We start from the raw sequence: 16,611 nt of genomic DNA, 5'->3' as shown, positions 1-16,611 counted from the left end.
GCTCGCCGCCGCCGCGGACAAGCTGGCCGGCTGGCGGGAGTGGGCCGCCGAGCGGGTCGTGCCGCGCTGAGTGCGTGACCCCGCGCGGCGCGACATGCGCCGCGCGGGGCTCAGGCCGTCGGCCGCTCCCGCTTCGGCAGCTTCGCCACCACCGCGTCGTACGACCCGTCGACCGCCTCGGTCAGCTCCTCGTCGTCGATCCCGCCGGCCAGGCGCAGCGTGTTCCAGCCGGAGCGTCCGATGTACGGCGAGGCTCGCGCGTCGCCCGGGTGCCGGTGCAGCCACTCGTCGGCGATCTCCCGGCTCGGGCCGCACTTCACCCCGACCGTCGGGTCGTCGCCGCCGGCGGAGCCGAGAAAGGCGAAGATCCGGCTGCCGACCTTCACCACCTCGTCGCCCTCCCACGGCTGGTCCAGCCAGGCGCCCGGCTTGCCCAGGCAGTACGCCAGCATCTCCTCGCGCGTCATCGCGTCCTCCTCGGCGACGGTCCCGCGCCCAGTCTGGCCCATCGGGGGCGTCAGTCGGTGGCGGCGGTGCGGGCGGAGAGGCGCTCGAAGCGCTGCTTGGCGGCCTGCGCGCTGCCCAGCCCGAGCCCGTACGCGATCTGCTGCCAGGTCAGCCCGCGGCCACGGGCCAGCGTCAGCAGCCCCGCCTCCATGGCGTCGACCTCGGCGCGCAGGTGGGGCACGAGGGTGAGGGCCGCGACGAGGTCCGCGTCGTCGACCCGATCCTCCCCGGGCTCCACCTCCGCCCCGCCGGCGGCGAGCGCCGTGACCAGCGCGACCGCCTCGTAGGTGTCCGGGACGTAGGGGTTGGTGTGGCGGCGGCGGCGCGTCTCGGTGCCGGCGTGCCGCTCGGTGATCCGGTGCAGCGCGTCGTACGTGCGGTGCGCCCGGGCCCGGCCGGCGTCGGGCGTGCTGAAGGAGTCGGTCATGACCCGACCCCATCACGTCAACGATTAGTTGTCAACGGATTGTTGATATGTCGAGGCGCCGAGCGCCGGAACGAGGCGGTGCCGGGGCCGGATAGGGTCGGTCCGTGGTGGCGTCCTCCGACCGCCGTCCCGCCGACCTCGCGGGACTGGCCGACCTGCTCTCCGGGCCCGTGGTGCCGGCCGCGCGCGGCCTGCTCGGCTGCCGGCTCGCCGCCGGCGGCGTCACCGTCCGGATCACCGAGGTCGAGGCGTACGCCGGCACGGCCGGCGACCCCGCGTCGCACGCCCACCGGGGCCGCACCCCGCGCAACGCGGTGATGTTCGGGCCGGCCGGGCACGCCTACGTCTACTTCACCTACGGCATGCACTGGTGCATGAACGTGGTCACCGGGCCGGACGGGGAGGCGTCGGCCGTGCTGCTGCGCGCCGGCGAGGTGGTCGACGGGCTCGACGTCGCCCGGGCCCGGCGCACCGCCGTACGCCGGGACGTCGACCTCGCGCGGGGGCCCGCCCGGCTCTGCGCGGCGCTGGGGATCGACAAGGGCGTCTACGGCCGCTACCTGCTCGGCGACGGCCCCGTCCGGCTGCGCCCGGCCGACCGGCCGGTGCCGGCGGACTCGGTGGCCGCCGGTCCGAGGGTGGGCGTGACGGGGGCGCACGACGTCCCCTGGCGGTTCTGGATCGCCGGCGACCCCACGGTGAGCGCCTACCGCCGGCACGTCCCGCGCAGCCGCTGAGCCTCCGTCCGCCGGCGTGACGGGGCCCACCACGGTCGCCTCCCCGCGTGGAATAGTTGACTCGTCAAATATGTTGTGCGGTGCGATACGGGAACCGCACCGGCCCCGGCCGGACAACGCGAGGAGCTGGTCATGCAGTTCGGAGTCTTCACCGTCGGCGACGTCACGGTCGACCCGACCAACGGTCGCGAGCCGACCGAGCATGAGCGGATCAAGGCGATGGTCACCATCGCGCTGAAGGCCGAGGAGGTCGGCCTGGACGTCTTCGCCACCGGCGAGCACCACAACCCGCCGTTCGTGCCGTCGTCGCCCACCACCATGCTGGGATACATCGCGGCCCGCACCGAGCGCCTGCTGCTGTCCACCTCGACCACGCTGATCACCACCAACGACCCGGTGAAGATCGCCGAGGACTACGCGATGCTCCAGCATCTCGCCGACGGCCGGGTGGACCTGATGATGGGGCGCGGCAACACCGGGCCCGTCTACCCGTGGTTCGGCCAGGACATCCGCAACGGCATCCCGCTCGCCATCGAGAACTACGACCTGCTGCGCCGGCTCTGGCGCGAGGACGTGGTCGACTGGAAGGGCCGCTTCCGCACCCCGCTGCAGTCGTTCACCTCGACGCCGCGCCCGCTCGACGGCGTGCCGCCGTTCGTCTGGCACGGCTCGATCCGCAGCCCGGAGATCGCCGAGCAGGCGGCCTACTACGGCGACGGCTTCTTCGCCAACCACATCTTCTGGCCGAAGGAGCACACCCAGCGGATGGTCGGGCTCTACCGGGAGCGGTTCGCGCACTACGGCCACGGCTCCGCCGACCAGGCCATCGTCGGGCTGGGCGGGCAGGTGTTCATGCGGCGCAACTCGCAGGACGCCGTGCGGGAGTTCCGGCCGTACTTCGACAACGCCCCCGTCTACGGGCACGGCCCGTCGCTGGAGGAGTTCAGCGCGCAGACCCCGCTGACCGTGGGCAGCCCGCAGCAGGTCATCGACCGTACGCTGGGCTTCCGCGACTACGTCGGCGACTACCAGCGCCAGCTGTTCCTCATGGACCACGCCGGCCTGCCGCTGAAGACCGTGCTGGAGCAGCTCGACCTGCTCGGCGAGGAGGTCGTCCCGGTGCTGCGCAAGGAGTTCGATTCGCTGCGCCCGGCGCACGTGCCCGAGGCGCCCACGCACGCGTCGCTGCGGGCCGCCGCCGAGCGGGCCGGGGCGGGCACGGAGGCCGGCCGATGACCCGCCGCACCCTCGCCGTGGTGTCGGCCGGGCTCGGTCAGCCCTCGTCGACGCGACTGCTCGCCGACCAGCTCGCCGCGGCCACCCGCGACGAGCTGGCCCGGCGGGGCGACGACGTGGACGTGCGCCCCGTCGAGCTGCGCGAGCACGCCCACGACATCGTCAACCACCTGCTCACCGGCTTCGCGCCGCCCGCCCTGCGGGACGTGCTCGACACGGTCACCGGCGCGGACGGGCTGATCGCCGTCACGCCGATCTTCAACGCGTCGTACAACGGGCTGTTCAAGTCCTTCTTCGACCTGGTCGACTCGGGCGCGCTGGCGGACCGGCCGGTGCTGGTCGGCGCCACCGGCGGCACCGCCCGGCACTCGCTCGCCCTGGAGCACGCCCTGCGGCCGATGTTCGCCTACCTGCGGTCGGTCGTGGTGCCCACGGCGGTCTTCGCCGCGCCCGAGGACTGGTCCGACGGCGGCGCCGACGGTGCGCTGCGCGCGCGGATCGCCCGCGCTGGGGGCGAGCTGGCCGACCAGATCCACCGGCGCCCGCCGGCCGTCGGCCCCGCCGACCCGTTCGCCCTCACCACCAGCTTCGAGGAACTGCTCGGGGGCCGGGACCACTGACCGCCGCCGACCCGCCGGCCCGTCGTGGGCCGGCGGGTCCGTGCCGGCTCAGCGGGCGTGGCCGTACGGGTGGGCGACCAGCACCGGGCAGCGCGCGTGCTGCACCAGGGCCTGGCTGACCGAGCCGAGCAGCATCCCGGCGAACCCGCCCCGGCCCCGCGAGCCGACCACCACCAGCGCCGCCTCGCCGCTCGCCTCGATCAGCGCCTGCTCCGGCTTCTCCGCCCGGAGCACCCGCTCCTCGACGGCCAGCCCGGGGTGGCTGCCGCGCACCGCCGCCCCGGCGGTGGCCAACAGCTCGGCGGACTCCGCGTGCGCGGCGGCCGGCGTCCCGGCCACCTCGTCCGGCACCCGGTGCTCCCCGCCCGGCGGCCGGACGTGCGCCAGCACCAGCCCGACCCCGCGCCGGGTCGCCTCGTCGGCGGCGTACCCGACGGCCAGTTCGGCGGGCTCCGAGCCGTCCACCCCGACCAGTACCGGCCCGTCGACCGGGACCGGTTCCTCGGCCGGGCGGACCACCAGCACCGGGCAGTGCGCGTGCGCGGCCACCTGCGTACCGACCGAGCCGAGCAGCAGCCCGGCGAAACCGCCCAGGCCGCGGCTGCCCACCACCACCAGCTCCGCCCGCCGGGACTCCTCGACGAGCGTCGCGCCCGGCCCGCCGGCGACCTGGCACACCTCCACGGCCAGCCCCGGCCAGCGGTCCACCAGGTCGGCGGCCGTCTGCTCCAGCATCTTCTGCCCCTGCTCGGTCGGCGCCGGCAACCCCAGGTCGTACGGGTTGACCGGCACGCCGTAGCCGAGCGGATGCAGGTAGCCGTGCACCAGGTGCAGGGGACGGGACCGCAGCACGGCGGCCCGCGCGGCGTGCTCCGCCGCCACCAGGCTCGACGGCGATCCGTCCACACCCACCACGACGGGTCGATTCATCAGCTCTCCCAGAGGTCGATCAGGTCATTGTCGACGCGGCTCCACCGGCGCACCCGGATTTCCCCGACGCGCCACCCACCGAACCGGACCTGTCACCGCGCCCGCCGGCCACCCGGCGGGGCCCGACGCGGCGGCTGTCCACGCTGCGCCCGCGTACCGGCCTTCCACCGGGTCCCGTCGCGCGGGCGGGGGGAGCGGCCGACGCGACGGGAGGGTGGTGGCCGGGAAGGTCAGGACGCGGCGGCCCGCTACCCGTGCCGCACGATCGCCAGCGGGGAGTGCGCGTGGTGCAGCACGGCGTGGCTGACGGAGCCGAGCAGCAGCCCGCTCAGTGGGCCCCGCCCGCGCGCCCCGACGACCACCAGCTGGGCCGCCTTCGACTCGTCGACCAGCACCCGGGCCGGGGAGCCCCGGACCAGCCGGTGCCGCACCGGCACGTCCGGGTAGCGCTCGGCGAAGCCGGCGACGGACTCGGCGAGCGCGCGCTCCTCCTCCGCGGCGTAGGCGTCCAGGTCGTACACCAGGGGCAGGATGTCGCCCGGACCGACCGGCGAGGGGTAGAGCCAGGCCTGCACCGCGAGCAGCGGGGCGCCCCGGTGGGACGCCTCCTCGAAGGCGAACGCGACGGCCTCGGTGGAGTTCGCGGAGCCGTCGACGCCCACCACCACCGGACCGTCGGCGCGCGGCGCGCCGCGCACCACGAGGACCGGGCACAGCGCGCGGGCGGAGACCTGTACGGTCACCGAGCCGATCAGCAGCCCGGCGAAGCCACCCAGACCGCGGTGCCCGAGCACCACCAGCGCGGCGTCCCGGGACTCGTCGAGCAGGACGGGGGTCGCCGCGCCGTCGACCACCACGCCGGTGACCGCCACCTCGGGGGCGGCCTTGCCGGCCTCGGCGATCGCCTCGGCGACGTACCGCTCGGCCTGGTTGCGCAGGCCCGCGCCGGCCGGCGCGCCCGGCGCCGGGTCGACCGGGACGCGGGTCAACGGCCAGATGAAGGCGTGCACCACCCGCAGCGGACGCTGTCGCTGCGCCGCCTCCCGCGCCGCCACCCGGACCGCGTCCAGTGCGGCGGCCGAACCGTCCACACCCACCACGACGGGGGCACCGGTGTTGATGGCCATCATTCCTCCTTGTTCGCCTTCATCCTGCTCTGCCCGAACGCTACCGGTCAGAGGCGCTCGTCCCGGCCGTCGGGACCTTGGTCCCGGTCCGCCGCTCCGACGGTCACGGCCGGGCCGCCCGCCGCCCGCGCTCCCTGGCCGGGCCCGCCGACCGGGGCTGGCGTCACCGTGTCGTGCGGCGCGGTGCCCGACGACCCGGTGGCGGGGTCGACCGGTCGACGGGTCAGCCGCAGCACCAGCCCGGGCAGCACGCTGACAGCGGCGCAGGCCAGCAGCTCCACCGCGTCGAGCGGCTCCGTGCCGAGCAGTTCCCGCAGCGGGGGCAGCAGCACCCCGGCGATCTGGAGCAGCGCCGAGACCGCCACCGCGACCGGCAGCGCGCGGTTGCCCTGCCCGACGCCGCGCGGTCGCGGCGCGCGGACCGCGAGCGCCACCCCGAGCTGGGCCAGGCCGAGCACCACGAAGACCACCGACTGCCAGGGCCGGTCCCAGTGCGCGGCGAGCACGCCGGCGCCGAGCACCACGGCGGCGATCAGGGCGCCGGTGACCAGCACGTCCCGGCCCAGGCCCGCGCCGAGCACCGACTCGGTGGGGGAGCGGGGCGCCCGGCGCAGCGTGCCCGGCTCCGCCGGCTCCGCGCCCAGCGCCACGCCCGGCACGCCGTGGGTGAGCAGGTTCACCCAGAGGATCTGGGCCGGCAGCAGCGGCACGGCCAGCCCGAACAGCGGCCCGAGCAGCATCACCGCGATCTCGGCGACACCCCCGGAGAGGGCGTAGCGCAGGAACCGCCGGATGTTGTCGTAGATACGGCGGCCCTCGCCGATCGCCGCGGCCACGGTGGACAGGTCGTCGTCGACGAGCACCAGGTCGGCGGCCTGCCGGGCGACCTCCGTGCCGCCGCCCATCGCCACGCCGATGTCGGCGCGGCGCAGTGCCGGAGCGTCGTTCACCCCGTCGCCGGTCATCGCCACCACGTGGCCCCGGGACTGCAGCCCGGCGATGATGTCGAGCTTCTGGTCCGGCTGCGTACGCGCGAACACCCGCGCCTGCGGGTGCGCCCGCGCCGGGTCGCCGTCGTCCCCGCGTACCAGCGGGTCGCCCTCGTGCCACAGCCCGAGCTGGCCGCCGATGGCCGCGGCGGTCGCGGGGTGGTCGCCGGTGACCAGCACCAGCCGGACCCCGGCGTCGTCGAAGCTGCCCGCGATGTCGGCCGCGCCCGCGCGCAGCGGGTCGCCGACGGCGACCAGCCCCACCGGCCGCAGCCCGGTCGGCCGGGCGGGGTCCGCCGGCGGCGCGTCGGCCACGGCGGACGCGACCGCGAGCACCCGCAGCCCCTCGGCGGCCAGCCGGTGCGCGGCGGCCGACAGCTCGGCGATCTCCTCGTCGGAGGCGTCGACCAGCGGCGCGACCAGCACGTTCTCCGGCGCGCCCTTGCACACCACCAGGTACCGGCGGTCGCAGGAGCGGTGCACCGTGGTCATCCGGCGCAGCTCCTGGTCGAAGGGGTGCTCGGCGACCCGGGGCCAGGCGGCGCGGGTGGTCTCCGGCTCCAGCCCGCAGCGGGCGGCGAACGCGACCAGCGCCGCCTCCAGCGGGTCGCCCACCGCGGCCCACTCCGGCCGCTCGTCGGTGGGCGGCGCCAGCGTGGCGTCGTTGCAGAGCAGCCCGGCCCGCGCCAGGCGGCGCAGCTCGTCCGGTACGGCCACCGGCTCGCCCCCGTGGTGCACGGTCCCCCGCGGGGTGTAGCCGGTGCCGGTGACGCCGTAGCGGGAGCCGTCGGCGGTGACGGCGTGCTGCACCGACATCCTGCCCTCGGTGAGGGTGCCGGTCTTGTCGGAGGCGATCACGGTGACGGAGCCGAGCGTCTCCACCGCGTGCAGCCGCCGGGGGATCGCCCGCGCCCCGGCCATCCGGCGGGCGCCGAGGGCCAGGGCGAGGGTGACGACCGCCGGCAGCGACTCGGGCACGGCCGCCACCACGAGGCTCACCGCGGTGACCGCCATGTCGACGACCGGCCGCCCGCCGACCACGCCCACGACGAACACCAGCCCGGAGAGCACCACCGCGGCGAAGCCGAGGATCCGGCCGAGCCCGGCGAGACGGCGCTGCAACGGAGTGGCGGCGGGCCGGGTGGACGCCACCAGGGCCGTGATCCGGCCGAGCGCGCTCGCGGCGCCGGTGCGCACCACCGTGCCGGTGGCCCGCCCGGTGGTGACCACCGTGCCCGCGCTGGCCTCCTCGCCGGCGGCCCGGCCCACCGGCACCGACTCGCCGGTCAACGCCGACTCGTCGAGGGTCAGCCGGGCGGCCTCGGCCAGGAGCAGGTCGGCGGGGACCACGTCGCCGGCCTCGACCCGCACCAGGTCGCCCCGGACCAGGTCGGCGGCGGGCAGGACCAGGTCCCGCCCGTCGCGGACGACCCGGGCGGTGGGCGCCGCGAGCTGGTCCAGCGCGGCGATCGCGCGGTCGGCGCGGACCTCCTGCACCACGCCGATGGCGGTGTTCACCAGCACGACCAGCACGATCACGGCGGTGTCCGGGTAGTCCCGCAGCACGGCGGTGACCACGGCGGCGGCCAGCAGCAGCGCCACCAGCGGGTCGGTGAGCTGGTGCAGGACCCGGGTGGCCAGGTGCCGGCGGGGCGGCGCGACCGCCGCGTTCGGGCCGTCGGTGCGCAGGCGGGCGGCGGCCTCCGCCGAACCGAGCCCGGTCGCCGGCCTGGTCGAGGCGTCAACGGGCACGGCTGGGCCCCCGTCCTCGCCGTTCCCCGGACGTTCCCACATCACCCTCCGCCCTGCCGCGGCGCCGTCCCGGCGCTTCGTCCCGGTTCCACCCTGGCTCCGCCGGTGACGGGCCGACCAGGGCAGTTCGCCCGCGCGGCCCGGGACCAACGGCCCTGTCGCCAACGGACACGGCGCGGTGTACTGGGAGGTAGGACGACCGACCGTCGCAGGGCCCGCGCCACCGCCGCGCCCTCCCGACGAAGGGGGCAGCCGCATGACGACGCTCGACGTGCTCCGCGCGCACCCGTTCCTCACCGGCCTGCCCGAGCCGTGGCTGCCCCGGCTGGCCGGATACGCCCGGCCGGTGGTGTGGCACCCCGGGCACCGGCTGTTCCGGGCCGACCAACCGGCGGAGCGGTTCTGGCTGGTCCGCGCCGGCCAGGTGGCGCTCGACTTCCCGGTGCCCGGCCGGGGCGACGTGGAGATCGAGACGATCGGTCCGGGCGGGGTGCTCGGGTGGTCGTGGCTGTTCCCGCCGTACCGCTGGCAGTTCGGGGCGGTGGCGGCGCAGCGCAGCACGGCGGTGGAGTTCACCGCCCCGGGGGTGCGCCGGCTGATGGAGTCCGACGACGCGCTCGGCCGGCAGCTCACCACCCGCTTCATGAGCGTGGTGGTGGACCGGCTGCACGCGGCCCGGGGTCGGCTGCTCGACCTGTACGGCTATCCCGCGGTCGCCCCGCCCACCGCCTGATCACCTTCGACGGCCGTCGCCCTGCCTGTCGGGCCAGTGCGCGGCTGCGGCGGCGGCGAGGAACGCCCGGGCGCGGCGCCGCAACGCCGCCCAGTCGCCGACGGCGACCTCGGCGGCGTCGACCAGGGCGCCGCCCGCACCGACGGCGACCGCTCCGGCCGCCGCCCACTCGGCCACCGACTCCGGCCGCACGCCACCGGTCGGCGCGAGCGGCACGTCGGGCAGCGGGGCGAGCAGCTCTCGGAGGTACGGCGGGCCGCCGACGCCGGCCGGGAAGAGCTTGACCAGAGCGGCGCCGGACGACCAGGCGACGTCGACCTCGGTGGGGGTGAACGCGCCGCAGACCACCGGCAGCCCGGCCGCCTTCGCCTGCGCGAGCACCTCGACCCGGGTGGTGGGCGTGACGAGGAACTCCGCGCCGGCGTCCCGGGCCGCGGTCACCTCGGTGGGGGTACGCACGCTGCCGACGCCGACCCGGCACGAGCCGGCCAGCTCGTCCCGGAGCGTCGCGACGGCGTCGAGCGCCCCGGGCGTGGTGAGCGTGACCTCGATGCTGTCCAGTCCCGCCTCGGCCAGTTCCCGGCCGGCGCGGACCGCTGCGCCGGGCTCGGACAGCCGGACGATGCCGATCACCCGGCCGAGAGGGACGGCGTCCCGCGTCTCGTGCCCTGATGCCATGCCGATCCTCTTCTCTCTGGAAGCGTCTCCCGGGATGTGGCAACGTATCCCGCATTATGCATGACATTAGCCATAGCGCCGCTGGAGCGGCTTGGGGAAGTAGTGGTCCGGCGGCCGATCAGGGTCCGTTCGCCTCGGCGTCCGGGCCGGAGATCGTCGGGATGGGCGAGGCGATGGCCCTGTTCCAGCCGCCGCCCGGCCAACTGCTCGCCGACACCGCGGCCCTCGAGGCGCACGTCGCGGGGGCCGAACTGAACCTCTGCACGGCCGCCGCGCGGCTCGGCGTCCGTACGGCCTTCTGCAGCCGGGTCGGCGCGGACCCGCTCGGCACCCGGGTGCTCACGGTGGCGGCGGCCGCCGGCGTGGACACCTCGCTGGTGACCGTCGACCCGGCACACCCGACCGGCCTGTTCCTCAAGGACGTCCGGCCGGACGGGCGTCGACGGGTCTACTACTACCGGGACGGATCGGCGGCGGCGCACCTCGACGCGTCCGACGCGGCGAGGCTGCTCGCCGCCCGGCCGCGGCTCGTCGCCGTCTCCGGGATCACCCTCGCCCTCGGCGCGGCCCCCCGGGCGGCGGTCGAGGCGGTGCTGCGCGCCGCCCGCGGTCGGGGCGTCGCGGTCGCGTTCGACCCCAACCTGCGCCCCGCTCTCGGCGACGTCGGCCGGCAGGCCGGTGCGGTGCGGGCGCTGCTGCGGTACGTGGATGTCCTGCTGCTCGGCACCGACGAGGCCGGGCCGGTCCTGGGCGTACGGGACCCGGACGACGCGGAGGAGGTCTTCGCCGCCGCGGCCGCCGCGGGCGTCGGCGAGACGGTGCTCAAGGCCGGCGCGGACGGCTGCCACCACGCCGGACCGACCGGGGCCCCGGTGCACCTGCGGAGTGCGGCGACCACGGTGGTGGATCCGGTCGGGGCCGGCGACGCCTTCGCCGGCGGCTACCTGGCCGGCCGGCTGCGCGGCGCCTCGCCGGCCGCCGCGGCGGGGTTGGGCAGCGCCCTCGCCGCCGGTGTGGTGGCCCGGGCCGGCGACACCGCCGGCCTCCCGGACCGTGCGACCGCCGCCGACCTGCTGCGCCGGGCGCTCGCCGGCTGATGCCGCTGGGCCGGACCTCGCCCGACCATTCCGGGCGCCCGGACGGGGGTTTGACGAACATGCAACCCGTAGTGTGGAATCTAGTTCCGTAATGTGGCAGACGATGGTGAGGGGTGGAGTGGCGATGACCCGGCCACGGATCGCAGCGGTGGACTGTTTCGTCCTCAAACTCCCGAACCCCGAGCGCTACCTCGGCCCCACCGACGAATCCTCCGACCCGGACCCTCCCGGGTACGCGGTGCGCCCCCCGTGGCGCAGCCTCTACTCGCCCCGCTTCGAGACGCTGCTGGTCCGGCTCACCACCGAGTCGGGCGTCAGCGGCTGGGGCGAGGCCCTCGCGCCGGTCGCCCCGGAGGTCCCCGCGGAGGTGGTGCGCCGGCTTCTGGCGCCGACGCTGGTCGGGGCCGACCCGCGACGGGTGCGACCGCTCGGCGCGCGGCTGCGCGACCTGATGCGGGAGCGGGGACACCTCGGCGGGCACCAGGGCGACGCGCTCGCCGCCGTCGACATCGCGCTCTGGGACCTGACGGGACGGCTGGCCGGGCTGCCCGTGCACGAGCTGCTCGGCGGCGCGTTCCGCGAGCACGTCCCGACGTACGTCTCCGGGCTGCCCAAGCGGGACGACGCGGGGCGGGCGGCACTCGCCGCGGAGTGGGCGGCGAAGGGCGTCGAGCGGATCAAGCTGCACCTCGGAAAGGGGGTGGCGGCCGACCTGGCCACCATGGACGCGGTGCGCGCCGCCGCGCCGCAGGTGCGGTTCGCCGTGGACGCGCACTGGACGTACGACCTGGCCGCCGCGACCCGTTTGGCGCGCGGCCTGACCGCCCTCGGCGGGATCGAGTTCCTGGAGGCCCCCCTGGCGCCGGAGGACCTGGCCGGCCACGCCGACCTCGCCCGCCGTACGGACCTGCCGGTCGCCGTCGGCGAGGCGATGCGTCACCGGTACGAGTTCCTGCCCTGGCTGCGGCAGCGGGCCGTCGGCCTGGTGCAGCCGGACGTCGCCCGCACCGGCATCACCGAGGCGATGGCGATCGCCGAGCTGGCCGGGGCGCACCACGTACCGACCGCGCCGCACCACTCGGTGGGGCTCGGTGTCGCGCTCGCCGCCGGCCTGCACGTCAGCGCCGCCGTCGAGAACCTCAGCAGTTTCGAGTACCAACCCACCACCACCGACGTCGGGCAGCGGATCCTCACCGCACCGCTGCCGGGCGGGCCGGACGGGTTCGCCGTACCGGCCGGACCCGGCCTCGGCGTCGAGGTGGACGTCGCCACTGTCAGCGCCCTCGCGGAGGAAAGTTGAGCACCCTCGAGCCCCGGGCCCGCGTACGCGGGCTGGTCCCCATCCTCGCCACCCCGTTCGACGACGCCGGCGCGCTGGACGTGCCGAGCCTGCGCCGGCTGGTGGAGTTCCAACTCGCGGCCGGCGCGGACGGGCTCGCCGTCTTCGGCATGGCCAGCGAGGGGTTCGCGCTCACCGCTGCCGAGCGGGCCACGATCCTGACCGAGACCCGGGCGGTCGCCGGCCCGGGCGTGCCGCTGGTCGCCGGGATCAACGGCACCAGCACGGCCACCGCCGTCGAGCTGGCGTTGGCGGCGCGGGACGGGGGCGCGGACGCCCTGATGGTCCTGCCCCCGTACCTGGCCAAGCCCGCGGGTGGGCAACTCGTCGAGTTCTATGCCGGCGTCGCCGAGGCGAGCGGGTCGCACGTGATGGTGCAGGATGCGCCGGCGGCGACCGGGGTGACGATGCCCGTCGCCCTGATCGTGGAGCTGAGCAAACTGCCCGGCGTCGAGTCGGTGAAGGTGGAGACCCAGCCCACCGCGCCGAAGGTGGGGGAGGTGGTGACCGCGACCGACGGCGAGTTCGACGTGCTCGGCGGCCAGAACGCCTTCTTCGTGCTCGAGGAGTACGCCCGCGGCGCCGTCGGCACGATGCCGGCCTGCGAGTTCACCGACGTGCTCGCGCCGATCCTGGCCGACTGGCGGGCCGGCCGGCAGGAGGCGGCCCACGTCGCGTTCAACCGGCTGCTGCCGCTGGTCCGCTTCGGCCTGCAACCCCGCCTGGCCTGGGCGGTGCACAAGGAGGTGCTGGTGCGCCGGGGCATCATCGAGTCCGCCTTCGTGCGCGACCCCGCCGTGCCGCTGGACGCGGGCAGCCGCGCCGCGCTTGACGCGATACTGCGGCACGCCCCGCTGCTGGCCTGGCGGCCGTGAGAGGCTGGCCGCCATGACGAAGATCGTTTCGGTGGACGTCTACCCCCTGGCGCTCGGCCGCCCGGACGGCGCGCCCCGCGCCTACGCCACCCGACCGCCGTGGCCCAGCGTCTACGGCAACCAGCGGGAGACCCTCGTGGTCCGGCTGACCGCCGACGACGGCACGGCCGGCTGGGGGGAGGCACTCGCCCCGGTCGCCCCCGAGGTGCCCGGCGAGATCGTCCGTCGGCTCCTGGCGCCGGTGCTGCTCGGCGCGGATCCGCGCCGGGTGCGCCCGCTACGGCACCGGCTCGGCGAGCTGATGCGCGAGCGGGGGCACCTCGGCGGCCACCAGGCGGACGCGATCGCGGCCGTGGACATCGCGCTGTGGGACCTCGCCGGCAAGCTGGCCGACCGGCCGGTCGTCGAGCTGCTCGGCGGCGCGTTCCACGACGCGGTTCCGACGTACGTCTCCGGGCTGCCCGGCCGCACCGACGCCGACCGGGTCGCGCAGGCCCGGGACTGGGTCGGGCAGGGGGTCCGGCGGGTCAAGGTCGGTCTCGGGTACGGCGTGGACGCCGACCTGGCGACCGTGTCGGCGCTGCGCCAGGTCCACCCCGACCTGCAGGTCGCCGTGGACGTGCACGGCGTCTACGGGCTGGCCGACGCGGTCCGGCTCGGTCGTGGCCTGGCCGACCGGGACGGCTGGTTCCTGGAGATGCCACTGGCCTTCGAGGACGTCGCCGGCCACGCCGACCTGGCCGCGCGCGTCGACGTGCCGGTGGCGCTGGGGGAGAGCCTGCGGCACCGCTGGGAGTTCCAGCCGTTCGTGACGGCCCGGGCCGCGGGCCTGCTGCAACCGGACATCGGACGGACCGGGATCACCGAGGGGCTGGCGATCGCCCAGTACGCCGAGACCCACCACCTGCCGGTGGCCCCGCACCACTCGGCCGGGCTCGGGCTGGCCCTCGCCGCGGGTCTGCACGTCGCCGCCGCCTGCGCGAACCTGGTCGCCTTCGAGTGGCACCCGACCCTCTTCGACCGGGTCAACGACATCCTCACCGTGCCGATCGAGCCGACGCCGACCGCGATCCCGCTGCCCACCGGGCCCGGGCTGGGGGTCTCGGTGGACGCCGAGGCGGTCGCCCGGCACAGCACGTGGGGCTCGCGGTGAGGCGCGTACTGCTGGTCGGCGCGTCGACCCCGATCGGCCGGGCCATCGCGGCGCGCTTCGCCGCCGCCGGTGACCGGGTCGTCGGCTACGGCCTGGAGCCGGCGGGCGAACCGAGCCTGGTCGCCGACCTCACCGGCGACTGCTCCACCGCCGACGGGGCCGCCGCCGCCGTCGAGTCGGCCCGGGAGCGGTTGGGCGGGCTCGACGTGCTGGTCGCCGCCGCCGGGGCGATGCCCATCGCGCCCGCCCACCGCACCAGCGACGAGCAGTGGCGGGCCGCCCTGACGGGCTGCCTGGACACGCTCTTCTTCCCGCTGCGCGCGGCGTTGCCGCTGCTGCCGACCGGCGGGGCGGTGGTCGCCGTCTCCTCGGTGAACGCGTTCCTGGCCGCCCCCTGGGTGGCCGCCTACGCCGCGGCCAAGGGCGCGGTGGAGGCCCTGGTGCGCCAGGTCGCGCTGGACTACGGCGCGCGTGGGATCCGGGTCAACGCGGTGGCGCCGGGCATCGTCGGTGCCGAGCGGCTGCCCGACGCCGCCGGGGGTTACCCGATCGGGCGGACGCTGCGCCCGGAGGAGGTCGCCGCGGCGGTGCACTTCCTCGCCTCCGACGCCGCCAGCGGCATCACCGGGGTGGTGTTGCCGGTCGACGGCGGACTGTCGATCGCGTCCCCCGCCGCCTACGCCCGGGCCGACCTGCGGCAGCGCCTGGCCGAGTTGGCCCCGTGACCACCCCGCAGGTGCCGGTCGACGGCCGGTACGCCCGCCTCTACCGGCTGCTCGACTGGCCGCCGCGGCTGGCCGGGCTGAACCTGCTGTGGCTGGCCGGGGTGCTCGCCGGCGGCGTGGTCGCCGGCGTGTCACCGGCCACCGTGGCGCTCTTCGCGCTGTTGCGGGACTACCAGCGGGGCGGGCATCCGCAGCCGTGGCGCGACTTCTGGCGGCACTGGCGGGCGGAGTTCGGGCGCTCGCAGGTCCGGCTGGGCCTGCCGCTGCTGACCGTGTGGGTGCTCGCGTTCTACCTGCTCGCCGCGCGGGGCACTCCGCTCGCCGGCGCGGTGGCCGTGCTCGGGCTGGCCTATCTGGCGGTGCTGGCGTACCTGCCCCCGGTGCTGGCGCACTTCGACGTGTCCACCACCACCGCCTGGCGGATCGCCGCGCTCACGGCCGCGCGCACTCCGCTGTGGACGCTCGGCCTGGGTGCGACGGTGGCGTTGCTGGTCCTGGCGATGCTCGTCGCCGTACCCGTCGCCGTCCCCCTCTTCCTGCCCAGCGCCCCGGCGGCGCTGGTCGCCCTGGTCGCCGCGCGAGGCTTCGCCTCGTTGCCGCCGCCGGCCGTCGGCGGCAACGAACCCGGGTGAGACCGTCCACCGTCGCGGCGCCCGCCGTCGTCGGTCGGGACGGCTCCCGCCGTCAGACGACGGCGGAGAGCGGGGCGGCGCTGGCGTGGTAGCCGAGTCCGGTGGAGATCTGGTCGGCCTGTTCGATGACCTTCATGGCCAGTTCGTCCTGGCGCCTCGGTAGGTCCATCGCCGAGAGCGGGCCGGAGACCGACAGGGCCGCCACGGCCTTGCCCGAGCGGTCCCGGATCGGCGCGGCCAGGCAGGCCCGGCCGAAGGCCAGTTCCTCCAGTTCGGTGGCGTAGCCGCGCCGTCGTCCCTCGCCGATCGCGGCGAGCAGCCCGTCGAGGTCGGCGACGGTCTTCGGGGTGTACGCCGGATAGCGTGTCCCGATCAGGGACTCGATCTCCTCGGCGGTCAGGTCCGACAGGAGGGCCTTGCCCAGGGCGGTCGCGTGCAGCGGGCCCCGGCGGCCGACCAGGGTGAACGAGCGGGGGGCGAGCCGGCCTTCGAAGTTGCAGAGGTAGAACAGCTCGGTGCCGTGGCGCTCGGCGATGTTGGCGCCGAGGCCCAACTCGCCGGCGAGGTCCTGGGCGATCTGCCGGGACTGGCGGTGCACCGCCGACTGGTTGAGCGCGACGCCCGCCAGCCCCACCACCGTCGGCCCGATCCGGTAGAGGCCGCTGCGCTGGTCGTGGGTGACGAAGCCGAGCGCCTCCAGCGTCCCGACCAGCCGGGAGACCGTCGACTGGCCCAGCCCGGTGAGCTGGACCAGTTCGGAGACGCGCCGCTCCGGGTGCTCCTCGGTGAACGCACGCAGCAGCGACAGCGCGCGCTCGACACTCTGCGTGCCGCCGCCGACCTCGCGGGTGGTGGAGCGTGGCATTCTGCCCATCCCTCAAAACGTAGGAGTGTAATCCAGATTACGGATCATACATCGCGTGGCGGGGGGGGGGGGGCGCCCGGGCCCGCCGGGGGGCCCCCCCCCCGGGGGGCGCCGGGGGGGCGGCCGGGGGGCCGCCGGGGGGGTCCGGGGCGGGGGGGGCGCGGGGGGGGGGGCCGGCCGGCGCCCCGG

Annotated in this window: 17 protein-coding genes; 10 read left to right on the top strand and 7 right to left on the bottom strand. The window is 76.3% G+C overall.

Translation table 11 applies throughout. The features are described from left to right. Positions 1 to 110: 110 nt before the first annotated feature. The gene (locus AB0L34_RS27115; RefSeq protein ID WP_357457732.1) at positions 111 to 467 is read right to left on the bottom strand and encodes an MmcQ/YjbR family DNA-binding protein; all 357 of its coding nucleotides are present in this window, start codon (positions 465 to 467) and stop codon (positions 111 to 113) included. 50 nt (positions 468 to 517) lie between these two features. Continuing rightward, positions 518 to 934 carry a DNA-binding protein gene (locus AB0L34_RS27110; RefSeq protein WP_363707736.1) on the bottom strand — a complete coding sequence of 139 codons (417 nt, stop codon included), beginning with the start codon at positions 932 to 934 and terminating at the stop codon, positions 518 to 520. 107 nt (positions 935 to 1,041) lie between these two features. Here AB0L34_RS27110 and AB0L34_RS27105 point away from each other — a divergent pair, with 107 nt between their 5' ends. The 3 genes from AB0L34_RS27105 (at position 1,042) to AB0L34_RS27095 (ending at position 3,527) form a co-directional block, all read left to right on the top strand. Further along, positions 1,042 to 1,671: a DNA-3-methyladenine glycosylase gene (locus tag AB0L34_RS27105; protein ID WP_350709058.1), complete on the top strand. Its 630-nt coding sequence runs from the start codon at positions 1,042 to 1,044 to the stop codon at positions 1,669 to 1,671. Positions 1,672 to 1,803: 132 nt separating this feature from the next. Next, positions 1,804 to 2,907 (top strand): LLM class flavin-dependent oxidoreductase, encoded by a 1,104-nt coding sequence (locus tag AB0L34_RS27100; RefSeq protein ID WP_363707734.1) that lies wholly within the window; start codon positions 1,804 to 1,806, stop codon positions 2,905 to 2,907. Continuing rightward, entirely contained in the window at positions 2,904 to 3,527 is a 624-nt protein-coding gene (locus tag AB0L34_RS27095; RefSeq protein WP_363707733.1) for an FMN reductase, read from the top strand. The genes AB0L34_RS27100 and AB0L34_RS27095 overlap by 4 nt, the downstream gene beginning before the upstream one ends. A gap of 48 nt (positions 3,528 to 3,575) precedes the next feature. Here AB0L34_RS27095 and AB0L34_RS27090 read toward each other — a convergent pair whose 3' ends face one another. From AB0L34_RS27090 to AB0L34_RS27080, 3 genes are all read right to left on the bottom strand, one after another. Next, entirely contained in the window at positions 3,576 to 4,457 is an 882-nt protein-coding gene (locus tag AB0L34_RS27090) for a universal stress protein (protein WP_363707731.1), read from the bottom strand. Between the two features lie 248 nt (positions 4,458 to 4,705). Next, positions 4,706 to 5,584 carry a universal stress protein gene (locus AB0L34_RS27085; RefSeq protein WP_363707729.1) on the bottom strand — a complete coding sequence of 293 codons (879 nt, stop codon included), beginning with the start codon at positions 5,582 to 5,584 and terminating at the stop codon, positions 4,706 to 4,708. Between the two features lie 47 nt (positions 5,585 to 5,631). After that, on the bottom strand, positions 5,632 to 8,325 hold the full coding sequence (locus AB0L34_RS27080) for a cation-transporting P-type ATPase (RefSeq protein WP_363707727.1): 2,694 nt from the start codon (positions 8,323 to 8,325) through the stop codon (positions 5,632 to 5,634). A gap of 256 nt (positions 8,326 to 8,581) precedes the next feature. Between AB0L34_RS27080 and AB0L34_RS27075 the strand changes: the two genes are divergently transcribed. Beyond that, positions 8,582 to 9,058, top strand: coding sequence for a cyclic nucleotide-binding domain-containing protein (locus tag AB0L34_RS27075; protein WP_363707725.1), 477 nt, complete (start codon positions 8,582 to 8,584; stop codon positions 9,056 to 9,058). On the opposite strand, the gene AB0L34_RS27070 is transcribed toward AB0L34_RS27075, so the two are convergent. Beyond that, on the bottom strand, positions 9,059 to 9,736 hold the full coding sequence (locus AB0L34_RS27070) for a bifunctional 4-hydroxy-2-oxoglutarate aldolase/2-dehydro-3-deoxy-phosphogluconate aldolase (RefSeq protein ID WP_363707723.1): 678 nt from the start codon (positions 9,734 to 9,736) through the stop codon (positions 9,059 to 9,061). Positions 9,737 to 9,897: 161 nt separating this feature from the next. Between AB0L34_RS27070 and AB0L34_RS27065 the strand changes: the two genes are divergently transcribed. From AB0L34_RS27065 to AB0L34_RS27040, 6 genes are all read left to right on the top strand, one after another. Continuing rightward, entirely contained in the window at positions 9,898 to 10,833 is a 936-nt protein-coding gene (locus AB0L34_RS27065) for a sugar kinase (protein WP_363707721.1), read from the top strand. A 124-nt stretch (positions 10,834 to 10,957) separates the two neighbouring features. Continuing rightward, positions 10,958 to 12,133, top strand: coding sequence for a mandelate racemase/muconate lactonizing enzyme family protein (locus tag AB0L34_RS27060; RefSeq protein ID WP_363707719.1), 1,176 nt, complete (start codon positions 10,958 to 10,960; stop codon positions 12,131 to 12,133). Continuing rightward, on the top strand, positions 12,130 to 13,047 hold the full coding sequence (locus tag AB0L34_RS27055; protein ID WP_363707717.1) for a dihydrodipicolinate synthase family protein: 918 nt from the start codon (positions 12,130 to 12,132) through the stop codon (positions 13,045 to 13,047). The genes AB0L34_RS27060 and AB0L34_RS27055 overlap by 4 nt, the downstream gene beginning before the upstream one ends. A 13-nt stretch (positions 13,048 to 13,060) precedes the next feature. Then, positions 13,061 to 14,200 carry a mandelate racemase/muconate lactonizing enzyme family protein gene (locus AB0L34_RS27050; RefSeq protein ID WP_363707715.1) on the top strand — a complete coding sequence of 380 codons (1,140 nt, stop codon included), beginning with the start codon at positions 13,061 to 13,063 and terminating at the stop codon, positions 14,198 to 14,200. Beyond that, the gene (locus tag AB0L34_RS27045; RefSeq protein ID WP_363707713.1) at positions 14,197 to 14,925 is read left to right on the top strand and encodes an SDR family oxidoreductase; all 729 of its coding nucleotides are present in this window, start codon (positions 14,197 to 14,199) and stop codon (positions 14,923 to 14,925) included. Before AB0L34_RS27050 ends, AB0L34_RS27045 begins: the two co-directional genes overlap by 4 nt. Then, on the top strand, positions 14,922 to 15,557 hold the full coding sequence (locus AB0L34_RS27040) for a DUF624 domain-containing protein (protein ID WP_363707711.1): 636 nt from the start codon (positions 14,922 to 14,924) through the stop codon (positions 15,555 to 15,557). Before AB0L34_RS27045 ends, AB0L34_RS27040 begins: the two co-directional genes overlap by 4 nt. Before the next feature lie 52 nt (positions 15,558 to 15,609). On the opposite strand, the gene AB0L34_RS27035 is transcribed toward AB0L34_RS27040, so the two are convergent. Beyond that, positions 15,610 to 16,431 carry an IclR family transcriptional regulator gene (locus AB0L34_RS27035; RefSeq protein ID WP_350708852.1) on the bottom strand — a complete coding sequence of 274 codons (822 nt, stop codon included), beginning with the start codon at positions 16,429 to 16,431 and terminating at the stop codon, positions 15,610 to 15,612. Positions 16,432 to 16,611 lie beyond the last annotated feature (180 nt).

It is taken from the genome of Micromonospora sp. NPDC052213 (assembly GCF_040679695.1).
Lineage (GTDB): Bacteria > Actinomycetota > Actinomycetes > Mycobacteriales > Micromonosporaceae > Micromonospora.
Note: the sequence above shows the minus strand (reverse complement) of the source record. Positions and strands in the feature narration are given on the sequence as shown.

Bases quoted from the DNA above. Each gene is read 5' to 3' on its own strand.
- AB0L34_RS27115 (WP_357457732.1), bottom strand. From the start codon at position 467: ATGACGCGCGAGGAGATGCTGGCGTACTGCCTGGGCAAGCCGGGCGCC.
- AB0L34_RS27110 (WP_363707736.1), bottom strand. From the start codon at position 934: ATGACCGACTCCTTCAGCACGCCCGACGCCGGCCGGGCCCGGGCGCAC.
- AB0L34_RS27100 (WP_363707734.1), top strand. From the start codon at position 1,804: ATGCAGTTCGGAGTCTTCACCGTCGGCGACGTCACGGTCGACCCGACC.
- AB0L34_RS27095 (WP_363707733.1), top strand. From the start codon at position 2,904: ATGACCCGCCGCACCCTCGCCGTGGTGTCGGCCGGGCTCGGTCAGCCC.
- AB0L34_RS27090 (WP_363707731.1), bottom strand. From the start codon at position 4,457: ATGAATCGACCCGTCGTGGTGGGTGTGGACGGATCGCCGTCGAGCCTG.
- AB0L34_RS27085 (WP_363707729.1), bottom strand. From the start codon at position 5,584: ATGGCCATCAACACCGGTGCCCCCGTCGTGGTGGGTGTGGACGGTTCG.
- AB0L34_RS27075 (WP_363707725.1), top strand. From the start codon at position 8,582: ATGACGACGCTCGACGTGCTCCGCGCGCACCCGTTCCTCACCGGCCTG.
- AB0L34_RS27070 (WP_363707723.1), bottom strand. From the start codon at position 9,736: ATGGCATCAGGGCACGAGACGCGGGACGCCGTCCCTCTCGGCCGGGTG.
- AB0L34_RS27065 (WP_363707721.1), top strand. From the start codon at position 9,898: ATGGGCGAGGCGATGGCCCTGTTCCAGCCGCCGCCCGGCCAACTGCTC.
- AB0L34_RS27060 (WP_363707719.1), top strand. From the start codon at position 10,958: ATGACCCGGCCACGGATCGCAGCGGTGGACTGTTTCGTCCTCAAACTC.
- AB0L34_RS27050 (WP_363707715.1), top strand. From the start codon at position 13,061: ATGACGAAGATCGTTTCGGTGGACGTCTACCCCCTGGCGCTCGGCCGC.
- AB0L34_RS27035 (WP_350708852.1), bottom strand. From the start codon at position 16,431: ATGGGCAGAATGCCACGCTCCACCACCCGCGAGGTCGGCGGCGGCACG.